The sequence below is a fragment of the Streptomyces mobaraensis genome (genome assembly GCF_020099395.1).
Taxonomy (GTDB): Bacteria; Actinomycetota; Actinomycetes; order Streptomycetales; family Streptomycetaceae; genus Streptomyces.
The window spans coordinates 5462573-5481833 of sequence record NZ_CP083590.1 but is presented as its reverse complement, the minus strand read 5'-3'; the positions used below and the strand labels follow the sequence as shown (position 1 = coordinate 5481833).

At 74.7% G+C, this 19261-nt stretch carries 20 protein-coding genes; 12 read left to right on the top strand and 8 right to left on the bottom strand.

Features of this window, described 5'->3' with window-relative positions:
- The first annotated feature begins 34 nt into the window (after positions 1-34).
- A complete protein-coding gene (locus tag K7I03_RS24155) occupies positions 35-1417 on the top strand; it encodes a cysteine desulfurase/sulfurtransferase TusA family protein (RefSeq protein ID WP_185945284.1) in 1383 nt (460 codons plus the stop codon).
- A gap of 221 nt (positions 1418-1638) precedes the next feature.
- On the opposite strand, the gene K7I03_RS24150 is transcribed toward K7I03_RS24155, so the two are convergent.
- Complete coding sequence (locus K7I03_RS24150) at positions 1639-2616, bottom strand: carbohydrate kinase family protein (RefSeq protein WP_185945285.1); 978 nt, start codon at positions 2614-2616, stop codon at positions 1639-1641.
- 193 nt (positions 2617-2809) lie between these two features.
- On the opposite strand from K7I03_RS24150, the gene K7I03_RS24145 reads away from it, so the two are divergent.
- From K7I03_RS24145 to K7I03_RS24135, 3 genes are all read left to right on the top strand, one after another.
- A complete protein-coding gene (locus K7I03_RS24145; RefSeq protein ID WP_185945286.1) occupies positions 2810-3034 on the top strand; it encodes a hypothetical protein in 225 nt (74 codons plus the stop codon).
- A gap of 123 nt (positions 3035-3157) precedes the next feature.
- Positions 3158-4414 carry a hypothetical protein gene (locus tag K7I03_RS24140; RefSeq protein WP_224347195.1) on the top strand — a complete coding sequence of 419 codons (1257 nt, stop codon included), beginning with the start codon at positions 3158-3160 and terminating at the stop codon, positions 4412-4414.
- Positions 4411-4665 (top strand): hypothetical protein, encoded by a 255-nt coding sequence (locus K7I03_RS24135; protein ID WP_224347194.1) that lies wholly within the window; start codon positions 4411-4413, stop codon positions 4663-4665. Before K7I03_RS24140 ends, K7I03_RS24135 begins: the two co-directional genes overlap by 4 nt.
- Positions 4666-4761: 96 nt before the next feature.
- On the opposite strand, the gene erpA is transcribed toward K7I03_RS24135, so the two are convergent.
- Positions 4762-5118, bottom strand: a complete 357-nt coding sequence (gene erpA / locus K7I03_RS24130; RefSeq protein ID WP_004946545.1) for an iron-sulfur cluster insertion protein ErpA — start codon at positions 5116-5118, stop codon at positions 4762-4764.
- A 253-nt stretch (positions 5119-5371) separates the two neighbouring features.
- Here erpA and nadA point away from each other — a divergent pair, with 253 nt between their 5' ends.
- On the top strand, positions 5372-6559 hold the full coding sequence (gene nadA, locus K7I03_RS24125) for a quinolinate synthase NadA (RefSeq protein WP_185945288.1): 1188 nt from the start codon (positions 5372-5374) through the stop codon (positions 6557-6559).
- A 163-nt stretch (positions 6560-6722) separates the two neighbouring features.
- Here nadA and K7I03_RS24120 read toward each other — a convergent pair whose 3' ends face one another.
- The 4 genes from K7I03_RS24120 to K7I03_RS24105 all read right to left on the bottom strand — a co-directional run bounded on the left by K7I03_RS24120 (position 6723) and on the right by K7I03_RS24105 (position 10036).
- Positions 6723-7421, bottom strand: coding sequence for a response regulator (locus tag K7I03_RS24120; protein WP_185945289.1), 699 nt, complete (start codon positions 7419-7421; stop codon positions 6723-6725).
- A gap of 5 nt (positions 7422-7426) precedes the next feature.
- Positions 7427-8698, bottom strand: coding sequence for a sensor histidine kinase (locus tag K7I03_RS24115; RefSeq protein ID WP_185945290.1), 1272 nt, complete (start codon positions 8696-8698; stop codon positions 7427-7429).
- Positions 8699-8941: 243 nt separating this feature from the next.
- Positions 8942-9220, bottom strand: a complete 279-nt coding sequence (gene pspAA / locus K7I03_RS24110; RefSeq protein ID WP_185940158.1) for a PspA-associated protein PspAA — start codon at positions 9218-9220, stop codon at positions 8942-8944.
- Positions 9221-9250: 30 nt separating this feature from the next.
- Positions 9251-10036, bottom strand: coding sequence for a PspA/IM30 family protein (locus K7I03_RS24105; protein WP_040889344.1), 786 nt, complete (start codon positions 10034-10036; stop codon positions 9251-9253).
- A gap of 282 nt (positions 10037-10318) precedes the next feature.
- Between K7I03_RS24105 and K7I03_RS24100 the strand changes: the two genes are divergently transcribed.
- Positions 10319-10924 carry a DUF3043 domain-containing protein gene (locus K7I03_RS24100; RefSeq protein WP_185940157.1) on the top strand — a complete coding sequence of 202 codons (606 nt, stop codon included), beginning with the start codon at positions 10319-10321 and terminating at the stop codon, positions 10922-10924.
- A 326-nt stretch (positions 10925-11250) separates the two neighbouring features.
- Entirely contained in the window at positions 11251-11925 is a 675-nt protein-coding gene (locus K7I03_RS24095; protein ID WP_238513616.1) for a class I SAM-dependent methyltransferase, read from the top strand.
- A 115-nt stretch (positions 11926-12040) separates the two neighbouring features.
- On the opposite strand, the gene K7I03_RS24090 is transcribed toward K7I03_RS24095, so the two are convergent.
- A complete protein-coding gene (locus tag K7I03_RS24090; RefSeq protein ID WP_185940156.1) occupies positions 12041-12256 on the bottom strand; it encodes a hypothetical protein in 216 nt (71 codons plus the stop codon).
- A gap of 127 nt (positions 12257-12383) precedes the next feature.
- On the opposite strand from K7I03_RS24090, the gene K7I03_RS24085 reads away from it, so the two are divergent.
- From K7I03_RS24085 to K7I03_RS24070, 4 genes are all read left to right on the top strand, one after another.
- Positions 12384-13580, top strand: coding sequence for a bifunctional adenosylcobinamide kinase/adenosylcobinamide-phosphate guanylyltransferase (locus K7I03_RS24085; RefSeq protein WP_185940155.1), 1197 nt, complete (start codon positions 12384-12386; stop codon positions 13578-13580).
- Positions 13581-13849: 269 nt separating this feature from the next.
- A complete protein-coding gene (cobT, locus tag K7I03_RS24080) occupies positions 13850-14896 on the top strand; it encodes a nicotinate-nucleotide--dimethylbenzimidazole phosphoribosyltransferase (RefSeq protein WP_185940456.1) in 1047 nt (348 codons plus the stop codon).
- 151 nt (positions 14897-15047) lie between these two features.
- Positions 15048-16799, top strand: a complete 1752-nt coding sequence (locus tag K7I03_RS24075) for a phosphatidylglycerol lysyltransferase domain-containing protein (protein ID WP_185940457.1) — start codon at positions 15048-15050, stop codon at positions 16797-16799.
- Complete coding sequence (locus K7I03_RS24070) at positions 16796-17572, top strand: hypothetical protein (RefSeq protein ID WP_185940458.1); 777 nt, start codon at positions 16796-16798, stop codon at positions 17570-17572. Before K7I03_RS24075 ends, K7I03_RS24070 begins: the two co-directional genes overlap by 4 nt.
- On the opposite strand, the gene K7I03_RS24065 is transcribed toward K7I03_RS24070, so the two are convergent.
- Complete coding sequence (locus K7I03_RS24065) at positions 17539-18276, bottom strand: hypothetical protein (protein ID WP_185940459.1); 738 nt, start codon at positions 18274-18276, stop codon at positions 17539-17541. The genes K7I03_RS24070 and K7I03_RS24065 overlap by 34 nt on opposite strands.
- Positions 18277-18452: 176 nt before the next feature.
- Here K7I03_RS24065 and K7I03_RS24060 point away from each other — a divergent pair, with 176 nt between their 5' ends.
- Positions 18453-19259 carry an adenosylcobinamide-GDP ribazoletransferase gene (locus K7I03_RS24060; protein WP_185940460.1) on the top strand — a complete coding sequence of 269 codons (807 nt, stop codon included), beginning with the start codon at positions 18453-18455 and terminating at the stop codon, positions 19257-19259.
- Positions 19260-19261 lie beyond the last annotated feature (2 nt).

Here is a 19261-nt window from a genome sequence, read left to right as displayed (position 1 = left end):
CGCGGGGGGCGGGGCGCGCGCTAGGTTCGATGACGTGCCCTACTTCGACGCCGCCTCCGCCGCTCCCCCGCACCCCGTCGCCCGCCAGGCGCTGCTCGCCGCCCTCGACGAGGGCTGGGCCGACCCCGCCCGGCTCCACCGCGAGGGCCGGCGGGCCCGGTTGCTGCTCGACGCGGCCCGGGAGACCGCGGCCGAGGCGGTCGGCTGCCGCCCCGACGAACTCTCCTTCACCCCTTCGGGTACCCGCGCGCTGCACGACGGCATCGCCGGCGCGCTCGGCGGCCGCCGCCGGACCGGACGCCACCTGGTGGTGTCCTCCGTCGAACACTCCGCCGTCCTCCACGCGGCCGACGCCCTGGAGGCGGACGGCGGAAGCGTCACCCGGGTGGGTGTGGACCGGACGGGCCTCGTCGACCCCGCCGCGTACGCGGCGGCCCTGCGCCCCGACACCGCGCTGGCCGCCCTCCAGTCGGCCAACCACGAGACCGGCACGGAGCAGCCGGTGGCCGAGGTGGCTTCGCTCTGCCGGGCGGCGGGGGTGCCGCTGCTGGTCGACGCGGCCCAGTCGCTCGGCTGGGGCCCGGCCCCGGAGGGCTGGTCGCTGCTGACCGCGAGCGCGCACAAGTGGGGCGGCCCGGCGGGCGTCGGCCTGCTGGCCGTCCGCAAGGGCACGCGCTTCTCCCCGCCCGGCCCGGTGGACGAACGGGAGGCGGGGCGCGCGCCCGGCTTCCCCGCGCTCCCCGCGATCGTCGCCGCGGCGGCCTCGCTGCGGGCGGTACGGGCGGAGGCCGACGCGGAGGCGGCCCGGCTGCGCGCCCTCGTCGACCGCGTCCGCGCCCGCGTCCCCGCCCTCGTCCCCGACGTCGAGGTCGTCGGCCACCCCGCCCGGCGCCTGCCGCACATCGTCACCTTCTCCTGCCTCTACGTCGACGGCGAGGCCCTCCTCCACGCCCTCGACCGCGAGGGCTTCTCCGTCTCCTCCGGCTCCTCCTGCACCTCCAGCACGCTGGAACCGAGCCATGTGCTGCGGGCGATGGGGGTGCTGTCGGAAGGCAACGTGCGGGTTTCGCTGCCGCGGGGGGCTCTTGAGGCGGACGTGGAGCGGTTCCTGGAGGTCCTGCCGGGGGTGGTGGAGGGGGTGCGCCGGCACCTCGGGGCGCCTGCGGAGGCGCCGGCCCCGGCCGGGGGTGCGCCTGAGGTCGTCGTGGACGCGCTCGGGAAGCGGTGTCCGGTTCCGGTGATCGAGCTGGCGAAGGTGTTCGACCGGGTGCCGGTCGGGGGGCTGGTCACCGTGCTGTCCGATGACGAGGCTGCGCGGCTGGATGTTCCTGCGTGGTGCGATATGCGGGGGCAGGAGTATGTGGGGGAACGGGCGGTGGAGGGTGGGGTGGGGTATACGGTGCGGCGGGTTTCGTAGGGGGGTGTGCCCCGGTCCCGCCCTTTCACCATTTCTTGCGGGGGCTCCGCCCCCGCACCCCCGAAACCGCGCTCCGCGCGGTTGTCCTCAAACTCCCCCAGAGGGGGCACCCCCAACGGGCTGATATTCAGCCCGTCCGGCGTTTGAGGACAAGGGGGTCTGGGGCGCAGCCCCAGGAAACGGCGAAAGGGCGGGACCGGGGCACAGCCCCCCCGCAGGGGTCAGCCGGCCAGGTGAGCCTGGACCTCCGCCGCCGCCTCATGCCCGTACGCCTTCGCGAACCGCTCCATGAAGTGCCCGCGCCGCAGCTCGTACTCCTGAGTGCCCAGCGTCTCGATCACGAGAGTGGCCAGCATGCACCCGAGCTGAGCGGACCGCTCCAGGGACAGCTCCCAGGTCAGACCCGCGAGGAAGCCCGCGCGGAAGGCGTCACCGACGCCCGTCGGGTCGACCTTCGCCTGCTCCTCGGCGCAGCCGACCTCGATCGCCGGCTCGCCGGTCCGCTCGATGCGTACCCCGCGGGAGCCGAGCGTGGTGACGCGGGTGCCGACCTTGGCGAGGATCTCGTCGCCGGTCCAGCCGGTCTTGGACTCGATGAGCGCCTTCTCGTACTCGTTGGTGAAGAGGTACGTGGCGCCCTCGACGAGCTGCCGGATGTCGTCGCCTTCCATGCGGGCGAGCTGCTGGGAGGGGTCGGCGGCGAAGGGGATGCCGCGGGTGCGGCACTCCTCCGTGTGGCGGAGCATCGCCTCGGGGTCGTCGGCGCCGATCAGCACCAGGTCGAGGCCGCCGACGCGGTCGGCGACCGGCTGGAGCTCGATGAGGCGGGCCTCGCTCATGGCGCCGGTGTAGAAGGACGCGATCTGGTTGTGGTCGGTGTCCGTGGTGCAGACGAAACGGGCGGTGTGCAGAACCTCGGAGATGTGCACCGACTCCGTGTCGACGCCGTGCCGGTCCAGCCAGGCGCGGTAGTCGGCGAAGTCCTCGCCCGCCGCGCCGACGAGGATGGGGCGCAGGCCCAGGACGCCCATGCCGAAGCAGATGTTGGGGGCGACGCCGCCGCGGCGTACGTCGAGCTCGTCGACGAGGAAGGACAGGGAGACCGTGTGCAGCTGGTCCGCCACGAGCTGGTCGGCGAATCGGCCGGGGAACGTCATCAGGTGGTCGGTGGCGATGGAGCCGGTGACAGCGATACGCACGGCGAATCTGCTCCTTGCGGGGCGAGGCGGTGAAGGGCGATGGCGCTACGGGAGAAAGCGGGCCGATCAGTGAAAGGCCGTACCACGCTATCGGCTCCCGCTCGGGACACCAGCCCCGATCTCGCCACGAGCGGCTGAATTTACCTGATGACCGGCCTTTCTCCGTGGCCGTGACGGTCGGTACGGTGCCTGTATGGCGACTCCTGTGAACCACGTCACTCCGGTCGGCTCGCCCGCCGCCGACGGTGACACCCTCGCCGCGCTGCGCAGGGACTGCGCCGGAATGCTGCCGCACTGGCGGGTTCCGGCGGCCGACGGGCCCGTCGGCGAGGCGCCCGCGGCGCGGCCGTCGCACGGGGTGTCGGTGCCGGAGCGGACGGTGCGGCTGTTGCGCGGTATGTCCGAGTACGGGGACTGAGCCCCCGGGCCGCCGGGCCCCCGCCGTGGAACCGCCCACTCCCCTGCCCCGTCTCACCGGCGCCTCACCCCGGCCGGGGCGGGGACCGGATCACCGGTGGAAGCGGAGCGAAGGAGCGATGCGGTGGGCACCGAGGGCGACACCTCCGGCAAGCGGCGGCGGAAGTACTCGCCGCCGGTGGTCGCGTCGGTCGCGGCGGCCGTGCTGCTGGCCGGGGGCGGCGGCGCGTACTGGGCCGCGACGGCGGGCGGCGGTTCGTCCGGGCCGGCCGCGGAGGAGCGGGCGGTGCCCCCGCCGCCGCTGGCGCTGGACGACGACGGGAGCGCCGGCGCCGGCGGTTCGTCCGGGCCGCCGCCGGGCATCGCGGTGGGCGAACCGGACCCCAACGGCGGCGGCACCCGCTACCGGGCCGAGGGGAAGCTGCCCGACGGCCCGGCCAAGGCCCCCGTGTACACGGCGGGCCGGGCGCCGACGGCCGCCGAGGTGGCGGCGCTGGCCCGGACGCTGGACGTCCAGGGCGAGCCGCGGAAGGCGGACGGCGTCTGGACCGTCGGGCCGAGGACCGGGCCGACGCTGCGGGTGGGGGCGGACGCGCCGGGCGACTGGACGTACGCGCTGCACGGGATCGCGGGCGGGAAGCCGTGCGTCCACCCGCCGGGCGCGGGGCCGGAGAAGGACGGACCGGACGACGCCCCCGCCTGCCCGTCCTTCCGGGACCGGCCCGGCGGTTCCGACCCGGCGGCGGCGCGCCCGGTGTCGGAGGAGCGCGCGCGGGCGGCGGCCCGGCCGGTGCTCGCGGCCCTGGGCCTGGGCGACGCGAAGGTGGACGCGAGCCGGGTGTTCGGTGCCGTACGGACGGTCGCGGCCGACCCCGTGCTGGGCGGACTGCCCACGTACGGCCGGCAGACCGTCCTGCGGGTCGGCGCCGACGGCCGGGTGACGGACGGCGCGGGAGCGGTGGTGGCGCCGGTGAAGGGCGCGGAGTACCCGCTGGTCAGCGCCGCGCGGGCGCTCGACGGGCTCAACCGGCGGGCCGGGAAGGGCGGCGGAGTGCGGATCGGGGGCTGTGCGACGCCGGTGCCGGCGGACGAGGGGGCGGGCGGCGCCCCGGGGTCGGCCTCGCCCCCGTGCTCGGGCGGCACGCTGCCGCGCGCGTCGGTGCCGATACGCGGGGCCACGTTCGCGCTCGCCGCGCGGTCGGTGGGGGGGCCGTCCGGCGCTGGTGCCGTCGTGGCTGTTCGAGGCGGCGGTGCCGGGCGGCGGGAAGGCGACGGTGACGGTCGTCGAGCCGGCGGTGGACCCGAAGTACCTGACGTCCGCGCGGGGGGACGCGGCCGGCTCCGGGCGGCGGGCCGGGGCGGACGGTCCCCGCCCAGGTGACGTCGTACAGCGCCGACGGGACGCGGCTCACCCTGCACTTCTGGGGCGGGGTGTGCAGCGACTACGCGGCGTCGGCGCCGGCCCAGTCGTCGGCGGCGGTGACGGTGAAGATCACGGGCGTCGAGCGGGAGCCGGGGCGGCCGTGTGTGCTGATGGCCCGGCGGTTCGACCGGAAGGTGGCGCTGGACCGGCCGCTGGACGGGCGGAAGGTGGTGGACGTGGTGACGGGCGAGCCGGTGCCGCGGGGCTGACGCCGCCCGGACACGCGGAAGGCGGGCGCCCCCTCGCGAGGGGGCGCCCGCCTTCCGTACGCGGTGCCAGTGGCCCGTGCGCGGGGCCGGTGACCGTCAGCTGAAGGAGTCGCCGCAGGCGCAGGAGCCCGTGGCGTTGGGGTTGTCGATCGTGAAGCCCTGCTTCTCGATGGTGTCGACGAAGTCGATGGAGGCGCCGCCCAGGTACGGGGCGCTCATCCGGTCGGTGACGACCTTGACGCCGTCGAAGTCCTTCACGACATCGCCGTCGAGCGAGCGCTCGTCGAAGAAGAGCTGGTAGCGCAGGCCGGAGCAGCCGCCGGGCTGGACGGCGACGCGCAGCGCGAGGTCGTCCCGGCCTTCCTGCTCCAGCAGGCTCTTGACCTTCGCTGCCGCGGCGTCGGACAGGAGGATGCCGTCGCTCACAGTGGTCTTCTCGTCCTGAACGGACATCTGCTTCACTCCCGGGTTTCGTGCGGACTGCTTGCCCTCGGCTGAACCGACGGAGCCCGGGATTCATTCCGGGTCCGGCCGTGTGTTCCTGGCTTTCATGCTCGCACATCCGCTGCGCGCCCGGGAATGCGTCACATCGACGCAATGGGCATCGTCAAAGTGACACGAAGCAGTTATGATAGATAGCGTCAAATTGACGACAAGGCCGGTGCAGCTCAGTCCGGTCGTCCGCAGAACAGAAAGGGTGCGTGTCGTGACCACCGCCCAGTCCCTGGATTTCCAGGACCCCGCCCCGTCGCCCCTCGCCCTGCTGCTGCTCGGCCGCGAGTCCGACCCGCGCAGCGAGCGCGGCGTGGAGTGCCCCGGCGACCTGCCCGCGCCCTCCGACCCGGACCTGGTGGAGCGGGCGCGCGCCGCGAAGGCGAAGCTGGGTGACCGGGTGTTCGTCCTCGGCCACCACTACCAGCGCGACGAGGTGATCGAGTTCGCGGACGTCACCGGCGACTCCTTCAAGCTCGCCCGGGACGCGGCGGCCCGTCCGGACGCGGAGTACATCGTCTTCTGCGGCGTGCACTTCATGGCCGAGTCGGCCGACATCCTCACCACCGACGCCCAGCAGGTCGTCCTGCCGGACCTGGCCGCCGGCTGCTCGATGGCCGACATGGCCACCGCCGAGCAGGTCGCCGAGTGCTGGGACGTGCTCACCGAGGCGGGTGTGGCCGAGACCACCGTCCCCGTCTCGTACATGAACTCCTCCGCCGACATCAAGGCGTTCACCGGCAAGCACGGCGGCACCATCTGCACCTCCTCCAACGCGGAGCGGGCGCTCACCTGGGCGTTCGAGCAGGGCGAGAAGGTTCTCTTCCTCCCGGACCAGCACCTGGGCCGCAACACCGCCGTCCGCGACCTCGGCCTGTCCCTCGACGACTGCGTCCTCTACAACCCGCACAAGCCGAACGGCGGCCTCACCGCCGAGGAGCTGCGCGGCGCGAAGATGATCCTCTGGCGGGGCCACTGCTCCGTCCACGGCCGCTTCTCGCTCGACTCCGTCCGCGAGGTGCGCGAGCGCATACCCGGCGTCAACGTGCTCGTGCACCCCGAGTGCAAGCACGAGGTCGTGGCCGCCGCCGACTACGTCGGCTCGACCGAGTACATCATCAAGACCCTGGAGGCCGCCCCGGCCGGGTCCAAGTGGGCCATCGGAACGGAACTCAACCTGGTCCGACGGCTGGCGAACCGTTTCGCGGCGGACGGCAAGGAGATCGTCTTCCTGGACCGGACGGTGTGCTTCTGCTCGACCATGAACCGGATCGACCTGCCGCATCTGGTGTGGGCGCTGGAATCGCTCGCCGAGGGCAAGGTCGTGAACCGGATCGAGGTGGATCCGGAGGTGGCGGCGTTCTCGAAACTGGCGCTGGAGCGAATGCTGGCGCTGCCGTAGGCAGCGGTTTTCCGGCTTTTCGCGGCTTCGCCGCTCGTCCTCACACGCCGGACGGGCTGACTGTTCAGCCCGTCCGGCGTGTGAGGACAACCGCGCGAAGCGCGGTTTCGGGGGGCCCGGGGGCCCTCCCCCGCAAGAAACGGTGAAAGGGCGGGGCTGGGGCCTACTCCCCCCGAGGCCGCACCAGCCCCGTCTCATACGCGATCACGACGAGCTGCGCCCGGTCCCGCGCCCCCAACTTCGCCATCGCCCGATTGACATGCGTCTTCACCGTCAACGGGCTGACAGCCAACCGCTCCCCTATCTCGTCGTTCGACAACCCACCCGCCACCTGCACCAGAACCTCCCGCTCCCGCCCGGTCAGCGCGCCCAGCGCCTCCGCCCCGCGCCGGGCCGGCCCCCCGCCGTAGGAGCCGCCGCCCTGGGCGAGGAAGGTGGCGATGAGGCCCTTGGTCGCCGCGGGCGAGAGCAGGGCCTCGCCGGCGGCGGCGATGCGGATGGCGGCGAGCAGTTCCTCGGGCTCGGCGCCCTTGCCGAGGAAGCCGGAGGCGCCGGCGTGCAGGGACTGCACCACGTACTCGTCGACCTCGAAGGTCGTGAGCATCACCACCCGTACTCCGTCGAGCGTCGGGTCCGAGCAGATCTCGCGGGTGGCGGCGAGGCCGTCCACGCCGGGCATCCGGATGTCCATGAGCACCACGTCGGGGCGTACCTCGCGGGCCAGGCGCACCGCCTCGGCGCCGTCCGCCGCCTCGCCGACCACGCGCATGCCGGGTTCGGAGTCGACGAGCACCCGGAAGGCGCTGCGCAGCAGGGCCTGGTCGTCGGCGAGGAGAACGCTGATGGAGGACTCGTCCGTCATGGGGGTCAGCGTAGGCGCCGGGCGCAGGCGGGGACGGGCAGCCGGACGCGGACGCGGAAACCGGCCGTCCCCTGCCGGGGTCCGGTCTCGATCGTGCCGCCGAGCGCGGTCACCCGCTCCCGCATCCCGACGAGTCCGTGCCCGCCGACCGGCCCGGTGTCGCCCGGGACGCCGTCGCCCGGGGCGTCGTCCTGCGGGCCGTCGTCCAGGACGGTGAGCACCAGGCTCCCGGGAGCCCGCAGTATGACGACCTCGGCGCGGGCCCCCGGCCCGGCGTGCTTGTGCACGTTGGTCAGCGCCTCCTGGAGGACCCGGTACGCGGTGAGGTCGACGGCGGCCGGCAGCGCGCCGGCGACGGACGCGGCGGGGTCCTCGTCACCGGTCCCGGGCGCGTCGGCCGGGGCACCGGTCACGGTGACGGCCACGCGCATTCCAGCCCGGGTGAAGCCGTCCACGAGCTGGTCGAAGGCGCCCATGCCGGGGGCCGGCTCGGTGGGCGCCTCCGGGTCGCCGTACTGCCGCAACAGGCCGACCGTGGCCCGGAGTTCGTCCAGCGCGGACCGGCTGGCCTCCCGGACGTGGGCCAGCGCCTGCTTCGCCTGGTCCGGGCGGCTGTCCATGACGTGCGAGGCGACCCCCGCCTGGACGTTGACCAGCGCGATGTGGTGGGCGACGACGTCGTGCAGCTCGCGGGCGATACGCAGCCGCTCCTCCGCGACCCGGCGGCGCGCCTCCTCCTCCCGGGAGCGCTCGGCGCGCAGCGCCCGTTCCTCGATCGCGGCGATGTACGCGCGCCGGCTGCGGACCGCGTCGCCCGCGGCGGCGGCCATGCCGGCCCAGGCGAGCATCCCCACGTTCTCCTGCGCGTACCAGGGCGGCGGGCCCAGCAGCATCACCGCGCCGGTGAGCGCGGTGATCGTCACCGCCGCGATGCGGAGGGCCGCGGCCCGCTCGGTGCGGGAGACGACGGTGTAGAGCGCCACGACCGCCGACAGCGCGACCTGGATGCGCGGGACCCCGTCCCCGGCGTCCGCGGCGCCCACCGCCGTCAGGACGGACGTCACCACCAGGACCGTGCGCGGCGCCCGGCGCCGCACGGCGAGGGCCGCGGCGGCGAGGACGGCGCAGGTGACGAAGAGGGGGGAGAGGGGGTGGGCGGCCACCCGGTGACCGACGAAGACGCTGCCGATCATCAGGGCGAGGACGGTCGCGGCGACGGCCGCGTCGGCGGCTGCCGGGTGGGCGCGGAGCCGGCCGCAGACGGCGGGGGTGGTCATCGGTCCCCTCGGGGGCGGAGTGCGTTCTGCTGCGGGCGCCTGCGGCGGGCTGTGCCCCGGTCCCTCCCCTTCGCCGATTCCTGGGGCTGCGCCCCAGACCCCCTTTTCGCGGCTTCGCCGCTCGTCCTCAAACGCCGGACGGGCTGATCTTCAGCCCGTTGGGGGTCCCCCCTCTGGGGGAGTTTGAGGACAGCGCCCGCAGGGCGCTTCGGGGGAGGGACCGGGGCACAGCCCCCGCAGGGGTCACCCCGGGATGAGCCCGTCGTCGCTGAGCATCTGGCGGACCTCCGCCAGCGACGCGTCCGGCGCCGGCAGGATCAGCTCGGAAGGCTCCAGCGCGTCGTCGGGCAACGGACTGCCGAGCCGCCGCACCGCATCGAGCAGAGCCCCGAGCGTCCGCCGGAACCCCTCCTCGTCGCCGCTCTCCATCTCATCGAGCAGTTCGTCGTCCAGCGCGTTGAGCTCGGCGAAGTGGCTGTCGGCCAGCTTCCACTGGCCCTCCCCCATGATGCGAACGATCACGGCGCCTCCTCTCGTTCCGCGGCCCGCGCGTCAGCGCTTGTGGAAGTCGGGCCGGTCCTGCGGCTGGGCGGACTGCGACGAGGCGCCGCCCTCGATGGCCGGCTTGGCGCTGCCGCCGGAGAGCTCGGCCTTCATCCGCTGGAGTTCCAGCTCGACGTCCGATCCGCTGGACAGGCGGTCCAGCTCGGCCGTGATGTCGTCCTTCGCCATGCCCGTGGGGTCGTCGAGGGCGCCGGAGGCGAGGAGCTCGTCGATGGCGCCGGCCCGGGCCTGGAGCTGGGCCGTCTTGTCCTCGGCGCGCTGGATGGCCATGCCGACGTCGCCCATCTCCTCGGAGATGCCGGAGAATGCCTCGCCGATGCGGGTCTGGGCCTGGGCGGCGGTGTAGGTGGCCTTGATGGTCTCCTTCTTGGTGCGGAAGGCGTCGACCTTGGCCTGGAGCCGCTGGGAGGCGAGGGTGAGCTTCTCCTCCTCGCCCTGGAGCGTCCGGTGCTGTGTCTCCAGGTCGCTGACCTGCTGCTGGAGGGCGGACCGCCGGGTCAGCGCCTCCCGCGCGAGGTCCTCGCGGCCGAGGGCGAGCGCCTTGCGGCCCTGCTCCTCCAGCTTCGCGGACTGCCCCTGGAGCTGGGTGAGCTGCAGCTCCAGGCGCTTGCGGGAGGTGGCCACGTCGGCCACGCCCCGGCGCACCTTCTGCAGCAGCTCGACCTGCTTCTGGTACGAGTAGTCGAGGGTCTCGCGCGGATCCTCGGCCCGGTCCAGGGCCTTGTTGGCCTTCGCGCGGAAAATCATCCCCATACGCTTCATGACACCGCTCATGGGCCTCGCGCGCCCCCTTCTGACCGACTTTGCTCGGGCTTCGGCTCCATCACACCTACAGAACCCACAGTACGGGGCCTGTCCCCATTACCGCACTGTCCGGACCCGGATGCGCTCCTCCTGCAGGACGATCAGGGGGACGCCTTCCTCCGGCAGGAGGAGGAGACCGCCCACCGGGTGGGCCCGGGGCGCCCGCGGCACGGGGCGTCCCGCGGAGGCCATCCCGGGATCATTCCCCAGAACGCTGGGGTCCACCCCCGGGACCCCGTACCCTTGGGTCCCGTGTTCCGAAGCCGTTCGAAGGAAGAGCAGTCCGCCAAGGCCGCCGACGCCAAGGTGACCGCGGACCAGCCCCAGCAGCCCCGTCATCCGGAGGCCCCCAAGGGCCGCCCCACGCCCAAGCGCAGCGAGGCCGCGGCCCAGCGCCGCAGCCTGGCCAGTACGCCGGCCAACCGCAAGGAGGCCGCGAAGCGGCAGCGCGAGACCCGTCGGGCCGACATGGCCCGGCAGCGGGAGGCACTGGCCAACGGCGACGAGCGGTTCCTGCCCGCCCGTGACAAGGGGCCCGTCCGGCGCTTCGCGCGGGACTTCGTGGACTCCCGGTTCACCGTCATGGAGTTCTTCCTCCCGCTCGCGGTAGTCATCCTCGTCATGAGCATGTTCAACCGCGGGAAGTTCCAGCAGTACGTGCTGCTGGCGTGGATGGTCGTCATCCTGGTGATCGTCCTCAACTCGGTCGTCCTCGCGGTCGGCCTGCGCAAGGGCCTCAAGGAGCGCTTCGCCGGCGAGAGCACCCGGGGCGCCGTCCCGTACGCGCTGATGCGCTCCCTGCAGATGCGGCGGCTGCGGCTGCCCAAGCCGAAGGTCGCGCGCGGGGAGAAGCCCTGAGCGGCTCCCCGTGGGGCCCGGCCGGCACGCTGTCGGACGGGCCCGGAGCGGTACCGGGATCCGAGGTGTCCGAGGAGTACGTCTGGACGTACCCCGGCGCGGCCCCTGAGGGCGCTTTCGGGGCCGCACCCGTGATGGCCCCCGGGCCGGCCTGGGGGGACGTCCCCGAGCCTCGCCCCCACGACGGTGGCGCCTGGCCCGGGACGTTCCCCGGCGCGGCACCGGCCGGGTACGCCGGGGCCGTGCGGGCCGCCGACGAGGGCCTGTGGGAAGGCCTGCGGAACACCGTCCGGCACGAGCTCGTCGCCCGGCAGATCGACGAGCAGATGGCCGCGCGCTTCCCGGCCGGGCAGCGCCTGCGCGTCCTCGACGTGGGCCTCGCCCACGGCACCCAGGCACTGCGGCTCGCCCGCGCGGGACACGAGGTGACCGCGCTGGAGTCCGACCCGTCGACGGTGGCCGCCGTCCGCAAGGTGCTCGCCGCCGGGCCCGCGGAGGTCCGGGAGCGCGTCCGGCTCCTGGAGGGCGACGGCCGGGACACCGGCGCGCACTTCACACCGGGCGCCTTCGACCTCGTCCTCTGCCACGGCGTGCTGATGTACATACCGGAGCCCGACCCCCTGCTGGCCGGGCTCGCCCGCGTCCTGGCCCCCGGCGGCCTGCTGTCGCTGCTCGTCCGCAACGCGGACGCGCTGGCCCTGCGGCCCGCCCTGGCCGGCGACTGGGACCGGGCGCTCGCCGCCTTCGACTCCCCCTACGACACCGACCGCACCGGCACCCCCGTCCGCGCCGACCGGCGCGAGACCCTGACCGCCACCCTGGCCGGCATCGGCACCCCGCTGCGCGCCTGGTACGGCGTCCGCGTCTTCACCGACCCGCCGGCGCGCCCCCGCCAGGCCGACCTCGACCGCCTGCTGGCCGCCGAGGACCGGGCCGGCCGGACGGACCCGTACCGGGCGGTGGCGACGCTGCTGCACCTGTGCGGGGTGCGGGGCGGGTAGGGCCGGGGACCCGGGGGCGTCCGGCCGGCCTGGGGTCACCCCCGGGCCGGAGAGCGGCCGCGCGGCGCGGTGCGAACGCCTCGGACCGGCCGCCGGCCGGGCGCGCGGCGCGCCCTCAGCTCTCCGCCGCCGCCCGGAGGCTCATCGGGGAGTCGTAGATCTCCTGGCCGTCCTCGAACAGACGTACCTGTTCCACGCCGCCCTCCAGCAGCGCCCGCCACTCCTCGCCGAGCCAGGACTCCGCGTCCCCCTGCGTCGAGAACTCCTCCGGCTCGACGGCCGGGGCCGTCTCCGTCCCGTCCGCCTTCTCGAACCGCCACACCCACGCCATGCCAGCCTCCAAAGGCTCGTGGTTCGCTGCCGGAACGCAGCCTAACTCCCGGCCGGGCGCGCGGTCCCGGGGCGAGAAAGGGTGATCCCGGCGCGCCCGCCGCGCACGGACGCGAGACGATCGGGGCGTGGAACTGACTCTGCTCGGCACCGGGGCCCCCGAAGGGCTGCCGCGCCCCGGCTGCCCCTGCGCCGCCTGCGCCACCGCCGTGGGCGAGAACGCCCGGGCGGCGACCGCCCTGCTCGTCGACGGCGAGCTGCTGCTCGATCTCACGCCCGGGCCCGCGTTCGCGGCCGCGCGGGCGGGCCGGAGCGTCGCCGGAGTGCGGCAGGTGCTGCTCTCCCACCCGCACGACGGCCCGGCCGTCGAGCTGCCGCCCGGCCTGCCGGCGCCGGTGCGGGTGCCGGACGGCCGCGACCTGTCGGTGATCAGCGGGCACCGGGTGCGGGCGGTGGCCCTGGACGCGCCGGGCACGGGCTACGAGGTGACGGGCCCCGACGGCGACCGCCTGCTCTACCTGCCGCCCGGCGGCGCCCCGGCCGGGCTCTCCGCCGCGTCCGGCCCGTACGACATCGTCCTCCTCGACGTCGTGGACCGGCCGGACGCCCTGGCCCGGCTGCGCGAGACGGGTGCGGTCACCGCGACGACGGACGTGATCGCCGTCCACCTCGGCCACGAGGTGCCCCCGGGGCGGGAGTTGCACCGCCGGCTGGCCGCGGCCGGGGCGCGGGCCGTCCCGGACGGCAGCACGCTCACCGTCGGGGACTACCACGCCGTTCCCGACGTGCCCCGGCGGACGCTCGTCCTCGGCGGGGCGCGCTCGGGGAAGTCCGTGGAGGCCGAGCGGCGGCTGGAGTCGTTCCCTGAGGTCACCTACGTCGCCACCGGCGGCACCCGGGACGGCGACTCCGACTGGGCGGCCCGCGTCGCCCTGCACCGCGAACGCCGCCCGCCCTCCTGGCGCACGGCCGAGACCTGCGACCTCGTCCCCCTGCTCGCCGCCGACGGACCGCCGTTGCTGATCGACTGCCTCTCGCTGTGGCTCACCCACGCGATGGACGCCGTGTCGGCGTGGGACGACGCGGTGTGGGCGAACGGGGGTGCGTCCGCGCTGGCCCAGGAGGTCGCCTCGCTCGTCCGCGCCGTCCGCGAGACCCGGCGGACCGTCGTCGCCGTCAGCAACGAGGTCGGCTCCGGGGTGGTGCCGGCGACCGCTTCCGGGCGGCGGTTCCGGGACGAGCTGGGGCGGTTGAACGCGGCTTGGGCGGCGGAGTGTGAGCATGTGCTGTTGGTGGTGGCGGGGGCGGCGGTGCGGTTGCGGTAGGGAGGGGGGTGTGCCCCAGACCCGCCCCTTCGCCGTTTCCTGGGGCTGCGCCCCAGACCCCCTTTTCGCGGCTTCGCCGCTCGTCCTCAAACGCCGGACGGGCTGGAAAACCAGCCCGTCCGGCGTTTGAGGACAACCGCGCGGAGCGCGGTTTCGGGGGTGCGGGGGCTCGCCCCCGCAGAAACGGCGAATGGGGGTGCCCCCTCTGGGGGAGGGACCGGGGCACCGCACCCCCGTCCCCCGCCCCGCGCAGCGGTAATGTGTCGCGGATGAGCGGTCTGAATCTTGACGAGTTCGCCACGCTGATCGAGCGCCCCGACCCCGACATCCGCCGCGAAGCGGAGCAGCGGCGGGAGCGCCTCGCCGTCCGCCCGGGCTCGTTCGGGCGGCTGGACGAGCTCGGCGAGTGGCTGGCGGCCGCGCAGGGCGGGGTGCCGGTGAAGCCGGTGGAGCGGCCGAAGGCGATTCTGTTCGCGGGCGATCACGGGGTCGCGTCGCTGGGCGTCTCCGCCGGGCCCGCCGAGGGCGCGTACGGGCTGGTGCGCGCCGCGCTGGACGGGGAGAGCGCCCCGGCCGTCCTGGCCCGCCGCTCCGGTGTGGAGCTGCGGGTCGTCGACATGGCGCTGGACTGCGATCCGGAGCTGCTGCCGGCGGAGGTCACCCGGCACCGGGTGCGCCGCGGTTCGGGCCGGATCGACGTCGAGGACGCGCTGACCGCGGAGGAGGCGGAGGCCGCGTTCCGGGCGGGGATGGCGATCGCCGACGAGGAGGCCGACTCCGGCACGGACCTCGTCGTCCTCGGCGACCTGAGCGTGGGCGGTACGACCGCCGCGGGCGCGCTGATCGGCGCGCTGTGCGGGACGGACGCGTCGGTGGTGACCGGCCGGGGCGGCGCGGGCATCGACGACCTGGCGTGGATGCGCAAGTGCGCGGCGATCCGGGACGCGCTGCGCCGGGCCCGGCCCGTCCTGGGCGACCAGCTGCGGCTGCTGGCGACGACCGGCGGCGCGGACCTGACGGCGACGACGGGGTTCCTGCTGCAGAGCGCGGTGCGCCGGACGCCGGTGATCCTGGACGGCGTGGTGTCCGCGGCGTGCGCCCTCGTCGCGCAGCGTGTCGCCTTCCGTGCCCCGGACTGGTGGCTGGCCGGGCAGAGCAGCGGTGATCCGGCCCAGGCGAAGGCGCTCGACCGGATCGCGCTCAACCCTCTGCTCGATCACGGCGTCACACTGGGCGAGGGAACGGGGGCGCTGCTCGCTCTGCCGCTGGTGCGGGCCGCGGCGTCTCTGGCGGCGGAGCTTCCCGAGCGTTCCTGAGGCCGGCGCACAGCCGACGCGGAGCCCGACACGGTACCGACACGGACCGGAAGGTCTCGACAGCGGTCACCGGCAGCGGAAACGTGGGGGGCCACGCCGTCCGTCACGTCCCCTCGCCCACCGTTCCGTCGCCTTTTCGGGAGAAGTCCGCTTGACTCCGGATGACGAGGCGCGCCCGGGCCCCTGGCCCCGGCGCGCCGCAGCCTTCGCCGTGTGGTACCTGCGTGCCGCCGCCTTCGTCAACCTGCTCAGCGCGGTCTGGGTGTCCTTCGGGGCCAGCATCCGGCGGCACAGCGTCGACGACTACTTCACGCCGTACCTGCTGGAGGCCAGCTTCACCTCGGCCGTGGTGTCGCTGTTCATGGCGGTCACCCTGCGCCGCCGCAAGCGGGCCGCCTGGATCCTCAACCTGGCGCTGGCCGGGGTGCTTCTGCTGCTGCTGACTCTGCTGATGTGGTTCCCGGAGTTCCGGGCGCACGGGCAGAACTGGTTCTCGGTGGTGATCACGGCGCTGTTCGTGGCCGCCCTGGTGGTGGGCCGGCGGGAGTTCTACGCGGTCGGGGACCGCTCCAACCCCAAGCTGGCGGCGGCCGTCGCGGCCGGGGGCCTGCTGGTCTGCTCGCTGATCGCGGCGTTCCTGGTGACCGTCACCAACCAGGCGGGGGACGCGTACCGGTCCACGTTCTGGGACCGCTGGCGCTACGGCGTGCGGCGGTTGATCTTCCTGGCGAGCGACGACAGCCCGTTCCCGGCGATCGACACCCCGGACTGGGTCAACGTCACCATCAACGTGATGAGCACGGTGCTGCTGGTGCTGGTGGTGTGGGCGGCGTTCCGCTCCCGCCGCGCCACCGACCCACTGACGCCTGAGGACGAGGCGCGGCTGCGGGCGCTGCTCGACAGGTACGGCGACCGGGACTCGCTGGGCTACTTCGCGCTGCGCCGCGAGAAGAGCGTGGTCTGGTCGCCGTCCGGGAAGGCGGCGGTCACCTACCGGGTGGTCGGCGGGGTCTCCCTCGCGTCGGGCGATCCGCTCGGCGACCCCGAGGCGTGGCCGGGGGCCATCGAGCCCTGGCTGGCCGAGGCCCGGGCGCACGGCTGGATCCCGGCCGTGATGGGCGCGAGCGAGGAGGGCGGCACCGTCTACGCCCGGCACGGCATGGACGCCCTGGAGCTCGGTGACGAGGCGATCGTCGACACCGCGGAGTTCACCCTGGAGGGCCGGGCCATGCGGACCGTCCGGCAGGCGTTCAACCGGGTGAAGCGGGCCGGGTACACGGTCCGCATCCGGCGGCACGAGGACATCCCCGAGGAGGAGATGGCCGAGCTGCTGCGGCGCGCGGACGACTGGCGCGACGGCGCGACCGAGCGCGGCTTCTCGATGGCGCTCGGCCGGCTGGGCGACCCGGACGACGGCCGCTGCGTGATGCTGGAGTGCCACGACGGCGAGGGCGAGCTGCGGGCGCTGCTGAGCTTCGTACCGTGGGGGCCCAAGGGGCTCTCGCTGGACCTGATGCGCCGGGACCGGGAGTCCGAGAACGGCCTGATGGAGTTCATGGTGATCGAGCTCCTCCAGCGGGCGAAGGAGCTGCGCATCGCCCAGGTCTCGCTGAACTTCGCGATGTTCCGCTCGGTCTTCGAGCGCGGCTCCCGGCTCGGCGCGGGACCGGTGCTGCGGGCCTGGCGCTCGCTGCTCAGCTTCTTCTCCCGCTGGTGGCAGATCGAGTCGCTGTACCGCGCGAATGCGAAGTACCGGCCGATCTGGGAGCCTCGTTTCATGCTGTTCGAGAAGAGCAGTGACCTGCTGCGGATCGGCATCGCGAGCGCCCGCGCGGAGGGCTTCCTGGAGGCCCCGGGGCTGCCGAAGTGGCTGAACCGCAAGCACCTGGAGAGCCGGCGATGAACCGTGCGGCGCTCCGACGCGCCGCGCGCACCGAATGGGGACCGCTCCTCACCCACGTGACCGAGGCGCTCGCCCGCGACCGGCTCCGCGCCATCCCGCTGACGCTCTCGGCGGTCGGTCTCATCGTCGTCTTCCAGCTGGTGCAGAACCAGCCCTGGGGTTACGGCCCCGTCCAGGCGGTCGGCTCGGTACGGGCCGAGGTGCCCTGGTGGCTGGCGCTGCTGCGGACGCCGTTGTCGCTGTTCGTCCCGGCGCTGGACCTGCCGGTCTGGGGGTCGCTCGTCCAGGTCCTGCTCGTCTTCGGGATCGCCGAGGTCTGCCTGGGCCGCCGGCGGACGCTGGCCATCGCCTACGCCGCCACGCTGGCCGGGACGATGTACGCGCGGGTGGCCATCGCCCTGGGCCCGGGCTTCTGGGGGCTGCCGGCGCACGCGGCCAAGGTGGTCGACACCGGCCCGTCGGCGGCCGTGGTGGGGCTCGCGGTGTACGTGTCCTGGCGCTACCGGGCCTGGGCCACCTGCGCGGTGGTGGTGCTGGCGATGGTGGCCGAGGTGGCCGTCAAGCCGAACCTGGCGGGCAAGGAGCACATCGCGGCCGTCACGGCGATGCTGGCGCTGAGCGCGGCCGACGAGGTGCGCAGGCGCCGCCGCAAGCCACGGGACGACCGCTTCCGGGGCGGGCCCGGCGACCCCGGGAACGGGGGGCTCCGGGGCGGGCCCCCGGGTCCCGGAAGCGGGGGTCAGCGGTCGGGGGCGCCCGCGACGAGGTCGTGAAGCCGGTTGCGGACGGCGTTCCAGCGGGCGTCGTGGCGGTAGGCCCGCACCCGGGCCCGGCGGCGGGCGCGCGGGCGGTTGCGGTAGAAGCGGCGGGCCCACGGCGAGCCGGGCCGGGCCAGCCGTACCGCGCCGATCAGCGCGACCAGCGGGACGACCGCGCCGATGAGGGCTATCCGCGGCTTGCCCTTGGCCAGGGCGAACAGCGCGATCAGGAAGTTGATCAGGATGTTGGAGACGAGGATGCTGCGGCTGCGCAGCTCCTCGGGGGTCAGCTCGTTCACCCCGAAGGGGGAGAACCCGAAGAGGACCAGGGCGACCAGGGCGGCCGTCAGCACCACGATCTCTACGCTCTTGCGGCCCTGTTCGGTCCAGTAGACGTCGTCAAGGTGCAGGATCAGCGCGAACTCGTCCAGCACCAGCCCGGCGCCCATCCCGAAGAGGACCGCCGCGACCACCGCGCTCAGCCCGTGCCGGCCCGCCGCCACCGCGCCGAAGCCGCCGATCACCATCAGCACCACGCCGGGGACGACGTGGTGGACGTGCAGGCCGCCGGGGCGGATGTTGCGGAAGGGGCCCTTGCCCGCACGGATCAGCCGGGTGATCACCCGGGTGACGAGGAACGTCAGCACGAACGAGGCCAGGGCCGCCAGCAGCGGCAGCTTGCCCGGCTCGACGATATTGCGGTCAAGCCAGTGTTCCATCGGACTCCCGCACTTCCGAACTCCGCCCTGACGTGCAGTTTATCGACAACCGGGCGCGTTCCCCCGTTCCTCCGCGGGCCCCGCGCGGCCGCCGTCCGGCTCTCTCCCAGCCACCACCTGACTGCCCACCCGGCCGTCGCCCGGCCGCCCGGCACCGCCGGGATACCCTGCCCGCGATGACCGACACGCCCGCTCCCGGCACCTCCCGCGCGACCACCGGCGACGCCCTCCGGTTCGCCTTCGGCACGTTGACCGTACTGCCCGTCCGCCTCACCCGCTGGGACCGCCCGGCGGCGCGCGGGGGCATGCTCGCCGCCCCGCTCGCCGGACTCGTCGTCGGCGTGTGCGCCGGTGCGACGGGCTGGTTCCTGCTGCTGCTCGGCGCGAGCCCCCTCGTCGCGGCGGTGGCCGCCACCGCCGTACCCGCCGTGCTCACCCGCGGGCTGCACCTGGACGGGCTGGCCGACGTGGCCGACGGGCTGGGCAGCGGCAAGCCCGCCGAGGACGCGCTGCGGATCATGAAGCAGTCGGACATCGGCCCGTTCGGCGTCGTCACCCTGGTGTTCGTGCTGCTCGGCCAGGCCGCCGTGCTCGCCGGCCAGTACGCCGTCGGCGGAGCGCGCGGCGCCCTCGCCGCCCTGGTGGCGGCCGTCGCCGCGCGCTGCGCCCTCACCCTCGCCGCCCGCCGCGGCGTCCCGGCGGCCCGCCCCGGCGGGCTGGGGGCCGCGGTCGCCGGGGTGGTGCCCGTCCCCGCCGCCCTGGCCGTGACCGCCGCGGCCTGCTGCGCGGCGGCCGGCGCCGGCGCGCTCCTGGGTCCGGGCGCGGCCGTCCGCGCGGGAGCCGCCGTGGTGCTCGCCGTCGCGGCGGCCGAACTCCTCCTGTTCCACTGCCGGCGCCGCTTCGGCGGCGTCACCGGGGACGTCTTCGGCGCCCTCGCGGAGACCGCTGCCACCGGTGCCATGATCGTCACGACCCTGGGCTGAAC